Raw genomic sequence first — 17489 nt, 5'->3', positions numbered from 1 at the left:
GTCGTGAGCCCTCAGGGGGCCGTGGCCGGTGCGAGGCGCACGGCGGTGCCTTCGCGCAGCGGGCCGACGCTGCCGGCCACCACCACCGCGCCTTCGTCGACGCCCTGGACCGTGACCAGCGTCTGGCCACCGACCTGGCCGCGCGCGCCGGTCTTCACCTGGCGGTGGGCGATGCGCCCCTCGATCACCATCTGCACATAGGGCGCGGGCTTGTCGATGCGCACCGCCGACAGCGGCAGCGCCAACGCCTCGGTGCGCCCGACGTCCAGCGTGCCCTGCGCGAACAGGCCCTGGCGGAAGCCGTCGCTGCGATCCAGCCGCAGGTAGACCAGGACGCTGCGGCTGCCGGCCTGCGCGCTCGGGTTCACGCGCACCACGCTGGCGCCCACGGTGCGCTCGGCGCCCGCGGGGGCGAGCCCGCCGCTGCCTTCGATCTGCAGCGCCGCGCGCTGGCCCACCCGCACCGCGACCGAGTCGGCCGCGGACATCGTGGCCTCGACCTCGATGCGGCTCAGGTCCACCACCTCGATCACCCGCGCATCGACCGAGACGCGCTCGCCGTTCTGCGCGTGGCGCTGCGCCACCTGGCCGTCGATGGGGCTCGCGAGCACGGTGTCGCTGAGCGACTTGTGCGCCATCTCCACAGCCGCGAGCGCCGCGCGATGCGTGGAGCGCGCGGCATTGAGGTTCGACTGCGAGGTGTCGAGCGCAGTGCGCGAGATGAAGCCCTGGTCCACCAGCGCCTTGTTGTTGTCGTAGGTGCGCTGCGCGACCTCGGCCTGGGCGCGGGCGCTCTCGGCCTGTTCCTGGGCCTGGCGCACGCGCGAGTGGTATTCGGTGGGCTCGATGCGGGCGATCACCTGGCCGGCCTTCACCGTGTCGCCTTCGCGCACCGCGAGGCCCACCAGCTCGCCGGGCACGCGCGCCTTGACCAATGCCCAGTCGACGGCCCTGAGCGTTCCCGAGACCGCCAGCGTCTGCGCCAGCTCGCGCTTCGCCGCGCGCACCACGTCGGCGGGTGCGAGCTGCACCACCGTCTCGACCGGCGCGGTCGAGGCGGCCGCGGCCTGCTGCGCGCGGCGCGCCTCGAGCGCGCGCAGCACGCCTGCGGCGAGAAGCACCAGGGCCAGCGCCACGGCGGCCCATTTCAAAGCGCGTTTCATGTGCCCGCCTTCGGCGGCATGCTGAGGCCGTGCAGCACGGTCTCGGCCTGGATCTCGAGATACTTCTCGGGGTCGATCTCGGACTGGCCGTCGACGCAGATCATGGCCGAGTGCTTCCACAGCATCAAGAAGATCATCGGCGCGATCACGGCGTAGATCGCGTGGTCGACGTCGACCGGCGCGAACTCGCCGCTGTCGATGCCGCGGCGGATGATGCGTCGCAGGAGCGTATGCCCGGGCCGCACCACCTCCTGGCGATAGAACTCGGCGAGGTCGGGGAAATTGCGGCCCTCGCTCAGCATCAGCTTGGTCAGGCCGGAGGCCTTGGTCGAACCCACGCGCTCCCACCAGATGCGCATGCAGTAGCGCAGCATGTCGGAGGTGCTGCCCTCGAAGGCCTCGAACTCGGCGTTCCACTCGGTGAAGCGGCCGGACAGGTTCTCGACCACCACCGCCTTGAAGAGCTCTTCCTTGCTCGGGAAATAGAGAAACAGCGTGCCCTTGGAGACCCCGGCGCGCGCCGCCACTTCCTCGGCCCGTGTGGCGGCGAAGCCCTTGTCGACGAACAGGTCCAACGCGGCTTCCAGCAGCTCTCCGGGGCGCGCCTCCTTGCGGCGCTCGCGCTTCGCGCGCTCGGGCAGAAACTTGTCGCTGATGAAGCGGGAGGCGGGCATCGATTTCTTAATGACTGACGGGTTAGTAATGTAGTGAGCGCGCCTGGGCCCGTCAAGCCGCGACAATGCGGGGTTCGCCAATTTCGAGCCCATCCGGAGAGATTCCATGTCCACGCCATCACCGAATACCGAGACCATCGTGCTGGGCGGTGGCTGCTTCTGGTGCACGGAAGCGGTCTTCGACCGCGTGCAGGGCGTGCTGGACGTCGAGTCCGGCTACAGCAACGGCGAGACCGTCAAACCCAGCTACGAGCAGGTCTGCACCGGCCGCACCGGCCATGCCGAGGTGGTGAAGCTGGTCTTCGATCCGGCGCAGATCACGCTGCGCGACATCCTGGAAATCTTCTTCGTGGTGCACGACCCGACCACGCCCAACCGCCAGGGCAACGACGTGGGCACGCAGTACCGCAGCGGCATCTACTACGGCAACGAAGCGCAGAAGCAGGTGGCCGAGGAAGTGATCCGCGAGATCGTGGCGAGCAAGACCTACCGTTCGCCGGTCGTGACCGAGGTCGTGCCGCTGGCCAACTATTCGGCGGCCGAGGCCTACCACCAGGACTATTTCCTGAACAACCCGAACCAGGGCTATTGCTCCTTCGTGGTCGGGCCCAAGGTCGAGAAGTTCCAGAAGACCTTCGCTTCCAGGCTCAAGAAGGCCTGAGCCTGCCTCGCACCCCTTTCATGCGTCTCGCGTCCCGTCCCGCCAGGCCCGCGCACTGCTGTGCGGTGCTGGCCTTCGCGCTCTGGTTCGCGACACGCTGGGGGCTGCTGCACCGCACGATCCATGGCCCCGCGGCCGCGCAGACGCGGGCGGTCGCCGTGGTCGATGAGGGCAGGGGCGAGCCATGACGCCCACGGCCTCTCGGCGCTCTTCGGCGATCACACCGACGCCGACTGCCGGCTCTACGACCAACTGTCCCACGGCCCGGCCGCGCTCTGCGTGCCGGCCCTGGTGCTGCCGGCCCTGCTGCCGGCCGCCACCTTCCTGTACCTCGAGGGCGAGGCACTCGCCCGCTGGGTCGCGCTCTTCGACGCGCGCGGCCCGCCTTCCGCTCGCTGAATCCGGCTTTTCGACCGAGCTGCTGCGCCGCCTGCGAGGGCCGCAGCCCGGCCGCTTTCGTGATTCAGCAGGTGTTCGGCTTATCATCCCATTTCGCGCGCAATGCCGTCGGCCTTGCCGTTTTTCCCCTCGTGTCCTGCCTTGCCTGGAGGCGCAAACCGATAGCTCTGCCGCGACTGGCGGCGCCGCGCTGCCCGAAGTCACCGTCACCGGCAATCCGCTGGGCGCCAGCGAGTTGATCGCGCCCACCACCTCGGTGTCGGGCGAGCAACTGCTGCTGCGCGCCCAGCCCACCCTGGGCGAGACGCTGAACAACCTGCCCGGCGTCAGCAGCACCTACTTCGGACCCAACGCGAGCCGGCCCACGATCCGTGGCCAGGATGGCGACCGCATCCGCATCCTGCAGAACGGCGGCGCGGCGCCCGATGCCTCGGCGCTGAGCTACGACCACGCGGTGCCGGTCGATGCGCTGGTGACCGAGCGCATCGAGGTGCTGCGCGGGCCCTCGGCCCTGCAGTACGGCGGCAGCGCCGTCGGCGGCGTGGTCAACGTGATCGACAACCGCATCCCCAGCGAGCCGCTGGACGGCTTCGGCGGCCGGGTCGATGCCGGCTATGCCACGGGCAGTCGCGAGAAGAGCGGCGGCCTCGTGCTCGAAGGCGGCAACGACCGCTATGCGCTGCATGTCGACGCCTTCAGCCGCGACGCGGACGACACCAAGGTGCCCATCGAACTCAACTGCGAGAACCCGCGCCGGCCCGGGCTGGCGCGCAAGATCTGCAACTCGGCCAACCGGGCCGATGGCGGCGCGATCGGCGGCACGCTGTTCTTCGACCAGGGCTGGATCGGCGCCTCGGCCAGCACTTACCGCAGCAACTACGGCACGGTGGCCGAGGACGATGTCACCATCGACATGAAGTCCGACCGCTATGCGCTCGAGGGCGAATGGCGGCCCGGCGGCTTCTTCACCAGCATCCACGGCAAATTCAGCTACACCGACTACCGGCATACCGAGTTCGAAGGCCAGGAGCCCGGCACCACCTTCGCCAACAAGAGCCACGACTTCCGCCTCGAGGCACGGCACCGCAAGATTGCGGGTCTGGAGGGCGTGATCGGCTTCAGCAGCGAGACCGGCCGCTTCTCGGCCGACGGCGAGGAGGCCTTCGCACCGCACAGCCGCACGCGCTCGAACGCGCTGTTCCTGCACGAGGAGCTGGGCACCTCCTGGGGCCGCCTGAGCTTCGGCGCGCGCACCGAGCAAGTGAAGGTGACGTCCTTCGGCTCGCCCGACCCGGACATCACGCGCTTCGCGGTCGGCGAGCGCGACTTCCATCCGCACAGCGCGGCGCTCGGCGCGCTGGTCGACCTGACGCCCCAGTGGCAGCTCACCTCGAACCTCGCCTACACCGAGCGCGCGCCCAAGGACTACGAGCTCTTCGCCAACGGGCCGCACGTGGCGACCGCGGCGTGGGAGCTGGGCAATCCCGACCTGCAGATGGAGAAGTCGGTGGGCTTCGACCTCGGGGCGCAATGGAAGTCCGGCGCCAACAACGCGCGCGTCAACGCGTACGTCACGCGCTTTCGCAACTACATCGGGCTCGAGGCCTCGGGCAATGTGCGCGACAGCGAGGGCAACATCAACCCGGGCCCGGTGGAAACCGCGGAGGGCCTGGTGTTCCCCGACGTGGTGGACGAGTACGTCTATCGCGGCGTGCGCGCCCGCTTCAGCGGACTCGAAGCCAGCGGCAACCTGCGATTGCTGGGCACCGATGGCTTCGCCAAGCCGGCCGACGACTCCACGCTGGACCTGCAATGGCGCGGCGACCTGGTGCGCGCGAAGAACACCGACACCGGCGAGCCGCTGCCGCGCATCTCGCCGGCGCGCGTGGGGGCCACGCTGGCCTACGGCAACGGCCCGTGGTCCGCGCGCCTGGGCTTCGACCACTACGCGGCCCAGCGCCGCGTGCCCAGCATCGGCGCGCGCCCGACGGATGCCTTCACCTTGTGGAATGCGGCCATCACCTACCGCATGAAGGTGCAGCGCGCCAACCTCACCTGGTATGCGCGCATCGACAACCTGACCAACAAGCTGGCTTACAGCGCGACCTCGATCCTCACCACCACGGCCTTCCCGGACGCGCCATTGCCCGGGCGCAGCCTCAAGGTGGGGCTGCGGGCGACCTTCTGATCGAAGGCCGCGGATGCGCCGCGCTGTTCTTCAGCGCGGCGCGTCGCCCTTGCGGTACTCGGCGGTCAGCTCGTCGAGCCGCTGCTTGAGGGCGGGGTCCAGCGGGTAGGCGGCCGCCGCGATCGTCGCGTCGAGCTGCTCCGGCCGGCTCGCGCCGAGCAGCGGCGCGGTGACGAGCGGATTGGCCATCACCCAGGCCACCGCCAGCGTTGCGAGCGGCACGCCGGCCTCGTCGGCCAGCGCGTGCAACTGCGCGACGGTCGCGAAGCTGCGCTCGTTCCAGTAGCGGTCCTGGTACATCGAGCCGGCCGTGCCGAGCGTGAAGCGCGAGTTGTCCGCCGGCTTGGCGCCGGCCTTGTACTTGCCCGTGAGCAGCCCGCCCGCGAGCGGGTTGTAGGGGATCACGCCCAGGCCTTCTTCGCCGGCCAACGGCAGCAGCTCGCGTTCGATCTCGCGGAACAGCAGGCTGTAGCGCGGCTGCACGCACACCAGGCGCGTGAGCTTGTGCAGCTCCGCAACGCCGATGGCGCGCGCCAGCCGATAGGCGAGGAAGTTCGACACGCCGATGTAGCGCGCGCGGCCCGAGCGGACGATGGTGTCGAGCGCTTCCAGGCTCTCGTCGAGCGGCGTCGTGCGGTCGTCGCTGTGCAGCTGGTAGAGATCGACGTGGTCGGTCTGCAAGCGCGCGAGCGAGGCATCGATGGCATCGAGCAGGTGCTTGCGCGAGGCGCCCTGGTCCCAGGGGTTCGGGCCGACCTGGCCGACGGCCTTGGTCGCGATGACGAAGCGCCTGCGCGCGCCGGGCCTTCGATTGCAGCCAGCGCCCGATGATTTCCTCGGTGCGGCCGGTGGTCTCGACCGTGCCGCCGAGCGGGTAGACGTCGGCGGTGTCGAGGAAGTTGATGCCGGCCTCGGTCGCCTTGTCGAGGACCTGGAACGAGACCGCCTCGTCGGTCTGCAGGCCGAAGGTCATGGTGCCGAGGGCGAGGCGCGGGCTGGTGAGACCACGGGGGTGCCGGCCAGACGCGTGTGGTGAGGGATAGCTCATGCTGGGTGGGTCCTGGGGAGGGCGGAGGGGAGCTGAGCCATCATGGTCAGGCGCGCAGGGAACGTGCGAAACCTGCTGCCCGCCCGGGCGTCGCGCACTTCGGCGCCTGTATGCTCGGCGCGGTGAATTCATCGGTCCTTTCCTCGCTTCTGCCCGTGGTCCTGCTCATCGGCGCGGGCTTCCTGGCAGGGCGGCGGGGCTGGGTTACCGGCGGCGCGGTGCGCGACCTCTCCAACCTGATCTTCCTGCTGCTGGCGCCCGCGCTGCTCTTCCGCACCATGAGCACGGTGCACGTGGAGCAGCTGAAGCTGGGGCCGGTGGCCGCCTACTTTCTCGCGGCCGGGCTGATCTTCGCGGCCACGCTCATGGTGCGCGGCTTCAACCGCACGTCGGCCGTGATCGCGCTGGCCAACACCTTCAGCAACACCGTGATGATCGGCATCCCGCTGATCGGCCTGGCCTTCGGTCCCGAGGGCATGGTGGTGGTGCTGACGCTGATCTCGCTGCATTCGCTGGTGCTGCTGACCAGCGCGACCTTGGTGCTGGAGCTGGCGGTGGCGCGCGAGCAGGCGCGCCAGCCGGGCGGCGAGCGCACGCCGATCCTGCGCACGCTGGGCCGCGCCTTCTACAACGCCATCGTCCATCCGGTGCCGCTGCCGATCATCGCGGGCTTGCTGTTCGCGCAGACCGGCCTGAGCTTGCCCGAGTCCGTCGACAAGCCCATCGCCTGGCTGGGCCAGGCCTTCGGCCCGATCGCGCTGGTGATGGTGGGCATCACGCTGGCGTCCACGGCCATCGGCCATCAATGGCGCGCTGCGCTGACGCAGGCGCTGATCAAGAACCTCGCGCACCCGGCGCTGGTCGCGTTGCTCGGCTGGCTGCTGGGCCTGCGCGGTTTGCCGCTGCAGGTGATGGTGGTGGCCGCGGCACTGCCGATCGGCGCCAACGTCTTCCTCTTCTCGCAGCGCTACAAGACCGCGGAGGACTTGGTGACGGCAAGCGTGGCGGTGTCGACGGCGCTGGCGCTGGTCACGGTGTCGGTCGTGATGGCGCTGGTGGGGTTGCTTTAGGTTGACGAGCGCCGATCCTTGCCGAATGCTGCGGGGCGACGACGGCGAAGGGCGCCTCGTGGGGGAACAAGTGCCTCGGTCCGACCGACCTCGCTGAGCAGCACGTCCTTGAGCGATGTTTGTTTGCCGGTATTGAAGGCGCGCCAAAGGTCAGCAGGAACAATCACTGCGACTTCAATGCCGTTCCTTGTTACCAGCTGGGGGCCTTCAGACAGGCAAGCGTCGAGGACTTCGCTGAAGCGGTTTTCAACGTCGTGGGCTGGCCAGACTTTCATTCGAAATCCTCCTGGCTTTTCGGTGTTTCGGAGCCCCTTCAAGGCGCCAACCGCTCGCGCACCCACGCCCCATCCTCGCGCCGATAGCGCAGCCGGTCATGCAGCCGGCTCTTGCGTCCCTGCCAGAACTCCCAGCGGTCGGGCACCAGCCGCAAGCCGCCCCAGTGCGGCGGCCGCGGCGGCGAGAGCAGGTACTTGGCGGCGTGAATGGCCGCGTTCTTCACGAGCACGTCGCGCCCGCTGATGACCTCGCTCTGCGGGCTGGCCCAGGCGCCGACGCGCGAGTCGAGCGGGCGGCTGGCGTAGTAGGCATCGCTCTCGGCTTCGTCGACCTTGCCGACACGGCCCTCGATGCGTACCACGCGCTCGAGCTCCACCCAGTGGAACTGCAGCGCGGCCCAGGGGTTGCCTGCGAGCTCCTGCCCCTTGCGGCTGTCGTAGTTGGTGTACCAGACGATGCCGCGCGCGTCGTAGCCCTTGATCAGCACGATGCGGGTCGAGGGCCGCAGGTCGCCGCCGACGGTGGCCAGCGTCATCGCGTTGGGCTCGGGCAGCTGGGCGTCGATGGCCTCGGCGAGCCAGCGTTCGAACTGCATCAGCGGGTCGGGCGCGCTGCTCGTCTCGTCCAGCTCGGCGCGCTCGTAGCTCTTGCGCAGCGCGGCCAGGGTGTCGTTGGGGGAACTCATGAGGCGCATTGTTGCGCAGGCGCGGCCGTGGATACTGCGGGGATGGAATTGCCGCCACCCACCGTGATCGTCCTTGCCTCCGGCCGCGGAGAGCGCTTTCTCGCGTCCGGCGGCACGGCGCACAAGTTGTCGGCCCTGCTGGGCGGGCGGCCGGTGCTCGAACACACGCTGGCGGCCGTGCGCGAGAGCGGGCTGCCATGGCACCTGGAGGACGTGGGCCATCCGGGCATGGGCGATTCCATCGCGGCGGCCGTTCGCGCGACGGCGGATGCGGGCGGCTGGCTGATCCTGCCGGCGGACCTTCCGCTGGTGCAGGCGGCGACGATGCGGCGCATCGCCTTGGCCTTGTCGCAATGGCAGGCGGTGCAGCCGGTGCATGCGGGGGCGCGCGGCCATCCGGTGGGCTTCGCGGCATCGAACGGTGCAGCGCTCATGGCGCTGGCGGGGCCCGTGGGCGCGGTGTCCGTGCTGCGCGCCTTGCGCGCGACGAATGCGGTGGGGGAGGTCGAGGTCGACGATGCCGGCGTGGTGACGGACATCGATACGCTCGACGACCTCGCGCGGGCGGAGGCGTTGCTCTTGTCGCGACGCTGACTTGCTCCCTCTCCCGCTTGCGGGAGAGGCGGAAAAATCAGCTCCGCGTGATCAGCGCGCAGGCGACGCGCGGCCCCGAATTGCCGGCCGGCTGCGAGGTGAAGTCGTCGCGGTCGCGGTGCACGACGAGGGCGCGGCCGACCACGTTGTTGGCAGCGCCGTCGGTCAGCGAGATCGAGTGCACGTCGACGCTGAAGCGCGCCGTGCCGCTCGCATCGGCCACCAGGCTGGGCAGTTCGCCTGCGTGGCTGCCGGGCGCGCCGAACTTGCCATGGGTGCCGCCGGCGGGATTGAAATGCCCGCCGGCCGCATTGCCGTTGTCGCCGCAATCGCCCTTTTCATGGATGTGGAAGCCGTGCTCCGTGCCCGGCGCGAAGCCGCGCACCTCGCCGGCCACGCGCAGGCCATGCTCGAGTGCGGTGAAGGTCACCTTGCCCATGGTCGGATTCGGCGAGATCGCCCCGGTCGGCGCCAGGCTGGCGGTGGCGCTCGCCTTGCCTCCCAGGGTACCGCAGCCCGCCAGCAGGCTGATGGTGGCCGCAATGGCGAAGGCGGGGACGATGAGGCGACGGGACATGGCTACTCCTTGGTTGTTGAATTGGGTGCAAGTGCCGCAGGGTATACCGGAGCCGCCGCGCCGCCGCAATCGGGCGACTCCGACAACCTGGCTTCCGCCAGCTTGATCAGGCGCGCGAGCGCCGCGTCATGGATCGAATGGCGCCGCAGCTCCAGCAGCGTCTGCTGCGCGTAGTCCAGCGAGCTGCCGTAGCGGCCGACCGCGCTGGCGAAGATATGGCGATAGCGCTCGTCGTCGAGGTTGCCGGTGAAGTTCGGACTGCGCCGCGACAGCGTGAAAGCCAGGGCGCGCACCGAGCCGTGCGGGGTGGTGCAGTCGAGCCACTTGGGGTCGTAGACGCCGGTGGGCATCTCGCGCAGCCACAGCCGGCCCAACGTCTCCAGGCCGTCCGCCGCCGGCACGCGGAACACCATCCCGCGGCAGCTGCCGCCCGAGAGCAGGCCGAACACCAGGCCGGGGTTCTCGACCGTGCCGCGGTTGACGCGGCTCCACATCTTGAGCGCCCGGTGCCAGCCGTGAACCCGCGCCGGGTGCCGCTCGATGAAGCCGAACTCGGGGCGCCAGATCAGCGAGCCGTAGCCGAACAGCCAGAGATCCTGGTGGCCGCCCCATTCCTCGATCACGCGATCGAGCATCGGCTTGGGGTCGCGCAGGGGCTTTGGCATGGGGTCCAGCCCGGGCGGGCCGGGGTTGCCTCCGGGCTGCAACGCAGCCGAGCCTAGAATTTCGCGGTCATGGTTCACCGCACCATTATTTACCGGCCCCTCAGCTACGGAGATCGACCGATGTCAGCTACCGCCGACGACGAGAGCCAGCAGAACTTCATTCTTGCGTTCGTGCTGGGGTTGATCGCCCTGGTGATCCTGTTCGTGATCGGCATCGCGCTCTACAGCCAGAACCACAAGGCGCGCACGGCCACGGCCGCCGCGCCGGCGACGGTCGTGGCGGTGGTGACCGAGACCGTGGCGGTGGTGATCCCCGACGGCGCGAGCATTCGCGTGGAAGGCGGCACGGTGAACTTCTATTTCGCCACCGGCAGCGCCGACCTGGCTCCGCGCGCCGCCGAGGCGCTGGCCGTGGTCATCAAGGGCGTCGAGGGCGGCCGCAAGGCGGTGGTCTCGGGCTTCCACGACACCACCGGCGACCCGGCCCTCAACGAGCAGCTCGCGCAGAAGCGCGCGGAGATGGTGCGGGACGTGCTCACCGGCCTGGGCGTGCCGGCCGCGAAGATCGACCTGCAGAAGCCGGCCGTGACCGCCGGTTCGGGCACCGATGCGCAGGCGCGGCGCGTCGAAGTCAAGCTGGTCGACTAAGGCGACTGCGCCGCGCAGATATAGGCCCGGCGTGTCCGGGCTTTTTCATTCGAGCTTGTTACCATCGCCCTTCGGGCCGCGCGTCCGCTGCGGCCTCCGGCAGAGCGACATACCCATGACCCCACACCCCACCGTCCGCGATGTCACCGAGCGCATCCGTGCGCGCAGCCGTGACCTGCGAAGCGCCTACCTCCAACGCCTCACCGAGATCCGCCAGCGCGACCGCGGCTCCGACCGCATGGGCTGCGCCAACGTGGCGCATGCCGTGGCCGGCATCCCGGCCAGCGACAAGTTCAAGGTGGTGAGCGAGCGCGCCCCCAACATCGGCATCGTCACCGCCTACAACGACATGCTCTCGGCCCACGCGCCGTACCAGGGCTACCCCGACATCGTGAAGCACGAGGCCCGTCGCCTCGGCGCCACCGCGCAGGTGGCGGGTGGCGTGCCGGCGATGTGCGACGGCGTCACCCAGGGCACGCCCGGCATGGAGCTGAGCCTGTTCAGCCGCGACGTGATCGCGATGGGCACGGCCGTGGCGCTGACGCACGACATGTTCGACGCGGCGCTGCTGCTCGGCGTGTGCGATAAGATCGTGCCTGGCCTGCTGATCGGCGCGCTGCACTTCGGGCACCTGCCCACCGTTTTCGTGCCCGCGGGCCCGATGCCCTCGGGCCTGTCGAACAGCGCCAAGGCCAAGGTGCGCGAGCAGGCGGCGCAGGGGCTGGTCGGCCGCCAGGGCCTGCTCGATGCGGAGATGCAGGCCTACCACGCGCAGGGCACCTGCACCTTCTATGGCACCGCCAACAGCAACCAGATGCTGCTGGAGGCGATGGGCCTGCATGTGCCGGGCACCGCCTTCATCCAGCCCGGCGATGTGATGCGCGAGGCGCTCACGCGCGAAGCCGTGCGCACGGTGCTCGGGCGCGCGGCGAAGGAGGCTTACGCCATGCCGCCGATCGGCGAGATGGTGGACGAGCGCTGCATCGTCAACGCCATGGCCGCGCTGCTGGCCACCGGCGGCTCGACCAACCACCTGATCCACTGGGTCGCGGTCGCGCGCTCGGCGGGCATCCTGATCGACTGGAACGACTTCTCCGAGCTCTCCGAGGTGGTGCCGCTGCTGACGCGCGTCTATCCCAACGGCAGCGCCGACGTCAACGAGTTCCAGGCCGCGGGCGGCCCGGGCTTCGTCATCGGCGAACTGCTCGACGCCGGCCTGATGCATGGCGACGTGCTCACGGTGCGTGCCGGCGGCCTGCGCGAGTTCGCGAACATCCCGAGCCTGGACGGCGCGCCGTCCGAGGAACACGTGCTCAAGTGGCACCCCGCCGCGCCCTCGAAGAACGAGGCCGTGGCGCGCCCGGCCTCCGCGCCCTTCAGCGCCACGGGCGGGCTGAAGCTGCTGGCCGGCAACCTGGGCCGCAGCGTGATCAAGGTGTCCTCGGTGCCGGACGACCGGCACGTGATCGAAGCGCCGGCGCGCGTCTTCGACTCGCAAGGCGCGCTGCAGCAGGCCTTCAATGCCGGCGAGCTGGAGCGCGACGTGGTCTGCGTGGTGCGCTGGCAGGGCCCGCAGGCCAACGGCATGCCTGAGCTGCACAAGCTCACGCCGCCGCTGTCGGTGCTGCAGGGCAAGGGCTTCCGCGTGGCGCTGGTGACCGATGGCCGCATGAGCGGCGCCTCGGGCAAGGTGCCGGCCGCGATCCATGTCTCGCCCGAGGCGGCGGCCGGCGGCCCGCTGGCCAAGGTGCGCGACGGCGACCTGATCCGCCTCGATGCCGTGGCCGGCACGCTGGCGGTGCTGCTGCCTGCCGACGAGTGGGCCGAGAGAGAAACCGCGACCATGCCCGACGCGCAGCGCAGCGACAACGGCCACGGCCTGGGTCGCGACCTGTTCGCCGGCATGCGCCGCAATGCTTTGACTGCCGAAGAAGGAGCCTGCACATGGCTGTAGAAACCAAGACCATCACCGCCATCGAGGTGATGCGCGATGCGCCCGTGATCCCCGTGATCGTGCTGCACGACGTCAAGGACGCGGTGCCGCTGGCGCGCGCGCTGGTGGCCGGCGGCATCCGCATGCTCGAGGTGACCTTGCGCACGCGCGAGGCCCTCGAATGCATCGAGATCATCGCCAAGGAAGTCCCCGATGCCGTGCCCGGCGCCGGCACCATCCGCAGCGCGGCCGATGCCCAGGCCTCGGCGCTGGCCGGCGCCAGGTTCGGCGTGAGCCCGGGCTACACCCGTGCCGTGGGCAAGGCCTGCCACGACCTGGGCCTGCCCTTGCTGCCCGGCGTGGCGACCGGCAGCGAGATCATGATGGCGCAGGAAGACGGCTTCACCGAGCTCAAGTTCTTCCCGGCCGTGCAGGCCGGCGGCATCGCCATGCTCAAGGCCTGGCAAGGGCCCTTCGGCGACGTGAAGTTCTGCCCCACGGGCGGCGTCACCGCGGCCAATGCGCACGAGTTCCTGTCGCTCGCCAACGTGGCCTGCGTGGGTGGGTCGTGGATCGTGCCCACCGATGCGATTGCCGCAGGCGACTGGGGCCGCATCGAGGCGCTGGCGCGCGAGGCCAGCCAACTGGCACGATGAACGGCGACTTCGATCCGGGCGAGCTCAAGGTCATCGCCTTCGACGTCTTCGGCACCGTGGTCGACTGGTACAGCGGCATTGCCGACGAGGCCGAGCGCATCGTGCCCGGCGTCGACGGCAGCGCCTTCGCGCTGGCATGGCGCGCCGGCTACCAGCCGGCGATGAAGAGCGTGATGGAGCGGCTGGCGGCGGGCGAGGGCGGCTTCACGCTGCTGGACGAGCTGCACATGGGCATCCTCGAAGGCGTGCTGCGCGACTTCGGCATCGACGAACTCGACAGCGCCCGCAAGCGCGAGCTCAACAAGGCCTGGCACCGGCTGCCGGCCTGGCCCGATGCGGTCGAAGGCCTGGCGCGGCTCAAGCGCAAGTACATCATCTGCACGCTGTCGAACGGCAACATCGGGCTGCTGACCGAGATGGCCAAGAACGCCGGCCTGCCCTGGGACTGCGTGCTGTCGGCCGAGGTCTTCAAGGCCTACAAGCCCGATCCGCGCACCTACCTCGGCGTGGCCGCGGTGTTCGACGTGACGCCCAGCCAGGTCATGCTGGCGGCCGCGCACCACGACGACCTCGCCGCGGCGCGCACCTGCGGCCTGCGCACCGGCTACATCGAGCGGCCGCTGGAGTTCGGGCCGGAGCGGCCCAAGGACGTCTCGCCGCGCGCCGACAACACGCTGCATGCGCGCGACATCGGGGCGCTGGCGGATCTGCTGGGCTGCTGAGGGGCGTCAACGCAGCCCTGCGCCGGCGGCCTCGCTGGCACGCTGGATCAGCTCGATCTTGTACCCGTCCGGATCCGTCACGAACGCGATCACCGTGCTGCCGCCCTTCACCGGCCCGGGCTCGCGCGTGACCTTGCCGCCCGCGTCCCTGATCTTGTCGCAAGCCGCGTAGGCGTCGGGCACGCCCAGCGCGATGTGGCCGTAGGCCGTGCCCAGCTCGTAGCTGTCGGTGCCCCAGTTGTAGGTCAGCTCGATCTCGGCCTGCGCCGGATTGCCCTCGTAGCCGACGAAGGCCAGGCTGTACTTGTACTCGGGGTTCTCGGAGGTTCGCAGCAGCTGCATGCCGAGCACGCGGGTGTAGAAGTCGATCGAGCGCTGCAGGTCGCCGACGCGCAGCATGGTGTGGAGGAGTCGCATGTCGTGGGGTTGGAGAGTTGTCGTGGCTCCGGATTGTCGTGTCAGTTTTGGCCCGCGAGTGTCAGCAGATGCGCCTCGTGCTTCTCCAGGAAGGCGCGCAGCTGCTGCCGGTACTCGGGCGCCACCGCGTCGCGCACGCTGGGGCGCTCCCGCAGTGCCCGCTGCCAGGCCCGCACCCTGGGCGTCTTGTCGAAGACGTGCGAGTCATGCAACGCGTCGAAGAGCTCGAAGTAACGGAACACCGGCGCGAACACCGCGTCGACCAGGCTGAAGCGCTCGCCCGCGAAGAAGGGGCCTGCGCCCAGCGTGGCCTCCACGCGTTCGAACTTGGCGGCCAGGGCCTGGCGCTTCTGCTCGAAGACCTCGGCGTCGCGCGTGGTCTCGTAGCCCCACAGGTCGGCGAGGATCGCGGATCCGAACTCCATCCAGGCGCGGTGCTCGGCACGCTGCAGCGGGTCTTCGGGATGCAGCCGGGGGCCGGGCTGCGTGTCCTCGATGTACTCGCAAATCACGTTGCTCTCGAACAGGATGCTCTCGCCGCCCTCAGGCCGCGGCACGCGCAGCAGTGGCACCTTGCCGAGCGGCGAGATCTTCACGAACCAGTCGGGCTTGTTGGCCAGGTCGATCACGACGCGTTCGAAGGGGACATTCTTCTCGCGCAGGGCGATGGCAGCGCGCTGAACGTAGGGGCACAGCAGGTGGCTGACGAGGGTGAGTGTTGGTTGGGTCATCGTTCGCTTCCGTCTTGGTGGAGGGGTTGGGAAGCGCGATTCTTCCGAGGCTCGAAAACCTTATCTAAAAAAGCTCATCGTCAAAAACGGGCGTTGTGCTAAGTGGTCCAGCGCGTGAGCCGGCCGTTGTGCATCAGGCCGATGTGATCGGCCATCGCCTGCGCCTCTGCCTCGTTGTGCGTGACCAGCACCGCCGTCTGGCCGGCCGCCTTGAGGATCTCGCGCACCTCGACGGTGAGGCGCTCGCGCGTCGCGGCATCGAGGTTGGAAAACGGCTCGTCGAGCAGCAGCAGCGCAGGCGAGGGCGCCAGCGCGCGGGCCAGCGCGATGCGCTGCTGCTGGCCGCCGGAGAGCTCGTGCGGATAGCGTCCGCCGGACTCGGCCAGGCCCACCAGCGCAAGCATCTCGGCCACGCGTGCGCGCTGGTCGGGCTGCGGCAGCCGCCGCAGGCCGAAGCCCACGTTCTGCGCCGCCGTGAGGTGCGGAAACAGTGCGTACTCCTGGAACATCATGCCGACACGCCGCTCCTCGGGCGGCAGGTGGACGCCGGCGGAAGACAGCAGCCGATCGCCCAGGCGGATGGTGCCGGCACGCAGGGGCTCGAAGCCCGCGATCGCGCGCAGCACGGTGGTCTTGCCGCAGCCCGAAGGGCCGAGCAGGCAGCCGATGCGGCCGGCGTCGAGCGAGAGCGAGAAGCCGTCGACGACCGTGTGCAGGCCATGCGCGCCGTCGTAGGCCAGGCGCACGTCGTCGAGCTGCAGGGTGGCGCTCATTCCGGCAAGCCCTCGGCCCGCACGCCCAGCCCGTTGCGCGCCAGCAGCATCACGGGCAGCAGCCCCGCGGCGACGATGGCCAGCGCTGCAATCGCGCCTTCCTCGTAGGTGCCGCGCGCGGCCTCGGCGTAGAGCCAGGTCGCCAGGGTGTCGAAGTTCGCGGGGCGCAGCAGCAGGGTGGCGGGCAGCTCCTTCATCGCATCGACGAAGACCAGCAGCGCGCCGGCCGCGATCGCCGGCCGCAGCAGCGGCAGGTGCACACGGCGCAGCGTGCCGGCGGCGCTTTCGCCGAGGAGGCGCGAGGCCTGTTCGAGGGCCGGCGGGATGCGCGCCAGTCCGGCCTCGATGCCGCCCACCGGCATGGCCAGGAAACGGATCGCGCAGGCAACCACCAGCACGATGCCGGCGCTCATCAAAGGCAGACCTTCCTGGCGCAGCAGGCTGCCGAGCAGGGCGTCGAAACCCAGCGCCGGCGTCAAGAGGCCGATGGCCAGCACCGTGCCCGGCAGCGCGTACCCGAGCGTGGCGGCGCGCGCCTGCCAGCGCGCGGGGTTGATGGTCGAGCCCTGGCTGCGCACCGCCCAGGCCACCACCAGGCCTGCGGCCACGGTGGTCACCGTCACGCCGGCGGCCAGGGCCAGGGTGTTGCCCAGGCTGGCGAGCAAACCGTCGGAGATGCCGCCGCCCAGGCGCAGCCGCTTGGCCGTTTCCCAGAGCAGGTAGAGGGCCGGCGCGACGAAGCCGATCACGACCGGCAGCGCGGCCGCGATGCAGGCGAGCCAGGCGGCAGCGCCGTGCAGGCGGCGCGGCTCGATGGCGCGCATGCGTTGCGCCGAGCCGAAGCGCTGGTGGCGTCGGCCGTGGCGCTCGAGCAGCACAAGCGCCACCACCACGACCAGCATGGCGCAGGCGATCTGCGCGGCGCCCGCGAGGTCGGAGCGCGTGATCCAGGTGGTGTAGACCGCCACCGTCAGCGTCTGGATGCCGAGGAACTCGGAGGCGCCGATGTCGTTGAGCGCTTCCAGCAGCGCGAGGCTCAGGCCCACGGCGAGCGCCGGCCGCGCCAGCGGCAGCGCGACGCGGAAGAAGGCGCCGGCCGCGTTCTCGCCGAGCGTGCGGGCCGCCTCCATCAGGTGGGCGGGCTGGGTCATGAACATGGCGCGCGCGGTCATGTAGACGTAGGGGTAGAGCACGAAGCCGAGCACCAGGATGGCGCCGGGCATCGAGCGCAGGTCCGGCAGCCGGAACTGACGCGGGCTGTCGAAGCCCAGGGCCCAGCGGATCGCGCCCTGCACCGGGCCGATGGGATGCAGCAGGTCGAGGTAGGCGAAGGCCACGATGTAGGTCGGCATGGCCAGCGGCAGCAGCAGCGCCCAGTGCAGCACCCGGCGGCCCGGGAAATCGCAGACCGTGACCAGCCAGGCGCAGCCGGTGCCGATCAGCAGCACCAGCACGCCCACGCCGGCCAGCAGCAGGGCGGTGTTGAGCGCGGCTTGCGGCAGCACGTGCCGGGCGAGGTGCGTCCAGTGCGAGAGGTCGGCGCCGAAGGCCAGCCAGGCCAGGTTGAGCACCGGCGCGAGGACGCCCAGGGCAATGCAGACCGACGCTG

The 17489-nt window shown here is 70.1% G+C and carries 20 protein-coding genes and 1 pseudogene; 10 read left to right on the top strand and 11 right to left on the bottom strand.

All coding sequences use genetic code 11. The features are described from left to right. Positions 1-11 precede the first annotated feature (11 nt). Together GXN78_RS21750 and GXN78_RS21745 are read right to left on the bottom strand one after the other, a co-directional pair. Positions 12-1163: an efflux RND transporter periplasmic adaptor subunit gene (locus GXN78_RS21750; protein ID WP_106555685.1), complete on the bottom strand. Its 1152-nt coding sequence runs from the start codon at positions 1161-1163 to the stop codon at positions 12-14. Further along, positions 1160-1837 carry a TetR/AcrR family transcriptional regulator gene (locus GXN78_RS21745; RefSeq protein WP_106555684.1) on the bottom strand — a complete coding sequence of 226 codons (678 nt, stop codon included), beginning with the start codon at positions 1835-1837 and terminating at the stop codon, positions 1160-1162. Before GXN78_RS21745 ends, GXN78_RS21750 begins: the two co-directional genes overlap by 4 nt. A gap of 106 nt (positions 1838-1943) precedes the next feature. Here GXN78_RS21745 and msrA point away from each other — a divergent pair, with 106 nt between their 5' ends. The 4 genes from msrA to GXN78_RS21730 all read left to right on the top strand — a co-directional run bounded on the left by msrA (position 1944) and on the right by GXN78_RS21730 (position 5085). Further along, positions 1944-2498: a peptide-methionine (S)-S-oxide reductase MsrA gene (gene msrA / locus GXN78_RS21740; protein WP_106555683.1), complete on the top strand. Its 555-nt coding sequence runs from the start codon at positions 1944-1946 to the stop codon at positions 2496-2498. A 20-nt stretch (positions 2499-2518) separates the two neighbouring features. Further along, positions 2519-2686 (top strand): hypothetical protein, encoded by a 168-nt coding sequence (locus tag GXN78_RS41395; RefSeq protein WP_239142851.1) that lies wholly within the window; start codon positions 2519-2521, stop codon positions 2684-2686. Next, positions 2664-2897, top strand: a complete 234-nt coding sequence (locus GXN78_RS41390) for a hypothetical protein (protein WP_239142930.1) — start codon at positions 2664-2666, stop codon at positions 2895-2897. Before GXN78_RS41395 ends, GXN78_RS41390 begins: the two co-directional genes overlap by 23 nt. Before the next feature lie 136 nt (positions 2898-3033). Then, entirely contained in the window at positions 3034-5085 is a 2052-nt protein-coding gene (locus GXN78_RS21730; protein WP_239142915.1) for a TonB-dependent receptor, read from the top strand. Between the two features lie 30 nt (positions 5086-5115). Here the strand turns inward: GXN78_RS21730 and GXN78_RS21725 are convergent. Next, positions 5116-6133 (bottom strand): annotated as a pseudogene (locus tag GXN78_RS21725) (aldo/keto reductase). Positions 6134-6255: 122 nt separating this feature from the next. On the opposite strand from GXN78_RS21725, the gene GXN78_RS21720 reads away from it, so the two are divergent. Next, positions 6256-7203 carry an AEC family transporter gene (locus GXN78_RS21720; RefSeq protein WP_106555777.1) on the top strand — a complete coding sequence of 316 codons (948 nt, stop codon included), beginning with the start codon at positions 6256-6258 and terminating at the stop codon, positions 7201-7203. Here GXN78_RS21720 and GXN78_RS21715 read toward each other — a convergent pair. After that, on the bottom strand, positions 7200-7478 hold the full coding sequence (locus tag GXN78_RS21715; RefSeq protein WP_106555679.1) for a type II toxin-antitoxin system Phd/YefM family antitoxin: 279 nt from the start codon (positions 7476-7478) through the stop codon (positions 7200-7202). The two genes, GXN78_RS21720 and GXN78_RS21715, sit on opposite strands and share 4 nt — an antisense overlap. A gap of 38 nt (positions 7479-7516) precedes the next feature. After that, positions 7517-8164: a pyridoxamine 5'-phosphate oxidase gene (gene pdxH / locus GXN78_RS21710; protein ID WP_106555776.1), complete on the bottom strand. Its 648-nt coding sequence runs from the start codon at positions 8162-8164 to the stop codon at positions 7517-7519. Between the two features lie 42 nt (positions 8165-8206). Between pdxH and GXN78_RS21705 the strand changes: the two genes are divergently transcribed. Next, positions 8207-8758, top strand: a complete 552-nt coding sequence (locus tag GXN78_RS21705) for an NTP transferase domain-containing protein (RefSeq protein WP_106555678.1) — start codon at positions 8207-8209, stop codon at positions 8756-8758. 37 nt (positions 8759-8795) lie between these two features. On the opposite strand, the gene GXN78_RS21700 is transcribed toward GXN78_RS21705, so the two are convergent. Further along, complete coding sequence (locus tag GXN78_RS21700) at positions 8796-9335, bottom strand: superoxide dismutase family protein (RefSeq protein ID WP_106555677.1); 540 nt, start codon at positions 9333-9335, stop codon at positions 8796-8798. Between the two features lie 2 nt (positions 9336-9337). Beyond that, positions 9338-10009: a gamma-glutamylcyclotransferase gene (locus GXN78_RS21695; protein ID WP_106555775.1), complete on the bottom strand. Its 672-nt coding sequence runs from the start codon at positions 10007-10009 to the stop codon at positions 9338-9340. A gap of 111 nt (positions 10010-10120) precedes the next feature. On the opposite strand from GXN78_RS21695, the gene GXN78_RS21690 reads away from it, so the two are divergent. The 4 genes from GXN78_RS21690 (at position 10121) to GXN78_RS21675 (ending at position 13959) form a co-directional block, all read left to right on the top strand. Next, the gene (locus GXN78_RS21690) at positions 10121-10648 is read left to right on the top strand and encodes an OmpA family protein (protein ID WP_106555676.1); all 528 of its coding nucleotides are present in this window, start codon (positions 10121-10123) and stop codon (positions 10646-10648) included. Between the two features lie 115 nt (positions 10649-10763). Then, positions 10764-12602, top strand: a complete 1839-nt coding sequence (gene edd, locus GXN78_RS21685) for a phosphogluconate dehydratase (protein ID WP_106555675.1) — start codon at positions 10764-10766, stop codon at positions 12600-12602. Next, on the top strand, positions 12593-13237 hold the full coding sequence (gene eda, locus GXN78_RS21680) for a bifunctional 4-hydroxy-2-oxoglutarate aldolase/2-dehydro-3-deoxy-phosphogluconate aldolase (RefSeq protein ID WP_106555674.1): 645 nt from the start codon (positions 12593-12595) through the stop codon (positions 13235-13237). Before edd ends, eda begins: the two co-directional genes overlap by 10 nt. Next, the gene (locus GXN78_RS21675; protein ID WP_106555673.1) at positions 13234-13959 is read left to right on the top strand and encodes a haloacid dehalogenase type II; all 726 of its coding nucleotides are present in this window, start codon (positions 13234-13236) and stop codon (positions 13957-13959) included. The genes eda and GXN78_RS21675 overlap by 4 nt, the downstream gene beginning before the upstream one ends. 6 nt (positions 13960-13965) lie before the next feature. Here GXN78_RS21675 and gloA read toward each other — a convergent pair whose 3' ends face one another. The 4 genes from gloA to GXN78_RS21655 form a co-directional block, all read right to left on the bottom strand. Continuing rightward, positions 13966-14376: a lactoylglutathione lyase gene (gene gloA, locus GXN78_RS21670; protein ID WP_106555672.1), complete on the bottom strand. Its 411-nt coding sequence runs from the start codon at positions 14374-14376 to the stop codon at positions 13966-13968. Positions 14377-14417: 41 nt separating this feature from the next. After that, positions 14418-15107, bottom strand: a complete 690-nt coding sequence (locus GXN78_RS21665; RefSeq protein WP_106555671.1) for a glutathione S-transferase family protein — start codon at positions 15105-15107, stop codon at positions 14418-14420. 98 nt (positions 15108-15205) lie between these two features. Next, on the bottom strand, positions 15206-15880 hold the full coding sequence (locus GXN78_RS21660; protein ID WP_106555670.1) for an ABC transporter ATP-binding protein: 675 nt from the start codon (positions 15878-15880) through the stop codon (positions 15206-15208). Then, positions 15877-17475 carry an iron ABC transporter permease gene (locus GXN78_RS21655; RefSeq protein ID WP_239142914.1) on the bottom strand — a complete coding sequence of 533 codons (1599 nt, stop codon included), beginning with the start codon at positions 17473-17475 and terminating at the stop codon, positions 15877-15879. Before GXN78_RS21655 ends, GXN78_RS21660 begins: the two co-directional genes overlap by 4 nt. Positions 17476-17489: the final 14 nt, after the last annotated feature.

The sequence above is a fragment of the Variovorax sp. WS11 genome (assembly GCF_010499245.1).
In the GTDB taxonomy this organism is placed as follows: domain Bacteria; phylum Pseudomonadota; class Gammaproteobacteria; order Burkholderiales; family Burkholderiaceae_C; genus Variovorax.
This window is presented reverse-complemented; position numbering and strand designations above follow the sequence as displayed.

Coding starts and splice junctions, on each gene's coding strand:
- GXN78_RS21750 (WP_106555685.1), bottom strand. CDS start 1,163: ATGAAACGCGCTTTGAAATGGGCCGCCGTGGCGCTGGCCCTGGTGCTT.
- GXN78_RS21745 (WP_106555684.1), bottom strand. CDS start 1,837: ATGCCCGCCTCCCGCTTCATCAGCGACAAGTTTCTGCCCGAGCGCGCG.
- msrA (WP_106555683.1), top strand. CDS start 1,944: ATGTCCACGCCATCACCGAATACCGAGACCATCGTGCTGGGCGGTGGC.
- GXN78_RS41395 (WP_239142851.1), top strand. CDS start 2,519: ATGCGTCTCGCGTCCCGTCCCGCCAGGCCCGCGCACTGCTGTGCGGTG.
- GXN78_RS41390 (WP_239142930.1), top strand. CDS start 2,664: ATGAGGGCAGGGGCGAGCCATGACGCCCACGGCCTCTCGGCGCTCTTC.
- GXN78_RS21715 (WP_106555679.1), bottom strand. CDS start 7,478: ATGAAAGTCTGGCCAGCCCACGACGTTGAAAACCGCTTCAGCGAAGTC.
- pdxH (WP_106555776.1), bottom strand. CDS start 8,164: ATGAGTTCCCCCAACGACACCCTGGCCGCGCTGCGCAAGAGCTACGAG.
- GXN78_RS21705 (WP_106555678.1), top strand. CDS start 8,207: ATGGAATTGCCGCCACCCACCGTGATCGTCCTTGCCTCCGGCCGCGGA.
- GXN78_RS21700 (WP_106555677.1), bottom strand. CDS start 9,335: ATGTCCCGTCGCCTCATCGTCCCCGCCTTCGCCATTGCGGCCACCATC.
- GXN78_RS21690 (WP_106555676.1), top strand. CDS start 10,121: ATGTCAGCTACCGCCGACGACGAGAGCCAGCAGAACTTCATTCTTGCG.
- edd (WP_106555675.1), top strand. CDS start 10,764: ATGACCCCACACCCCACCGTCCGCGATGTCACCGAGCGCATCCGTGCG.
- eda (WP_106555674.1), top strand. CDS start 12,593: ATGGCTGTAGAAACCAAGACCATCACCGCCATCGAGGTGATGCGCGAT.
- GXN78_RS21675 (WP_106555673.1), top strand. CDS start 13,234: ATGAACGGCGACTTCGATCCGGGCGAGCTCAAGGTCATCGCCTTCGAC.
- gloA (WP_106555672.1), bottom strand. CDS start 14,376: ATGCGACTCCTCCACACCATGCTGCGCGTCGGCGACCTGCAGCGCTCG.
- GXN78_RS21665 (WP_106555671.1), bottom strand. CDS start 15,107: ATGACCCAACCAACACTCACCCTCGTCAGCCACCTGCTGTGCCCCTAC.
- GXN78_RS21660 (WP_106555670.1), bottom strand. CDS start 15,880: ATGAGCGCCACCCTGCAGCTCGACGACGTGCGCCTGGCCTACGACGGC.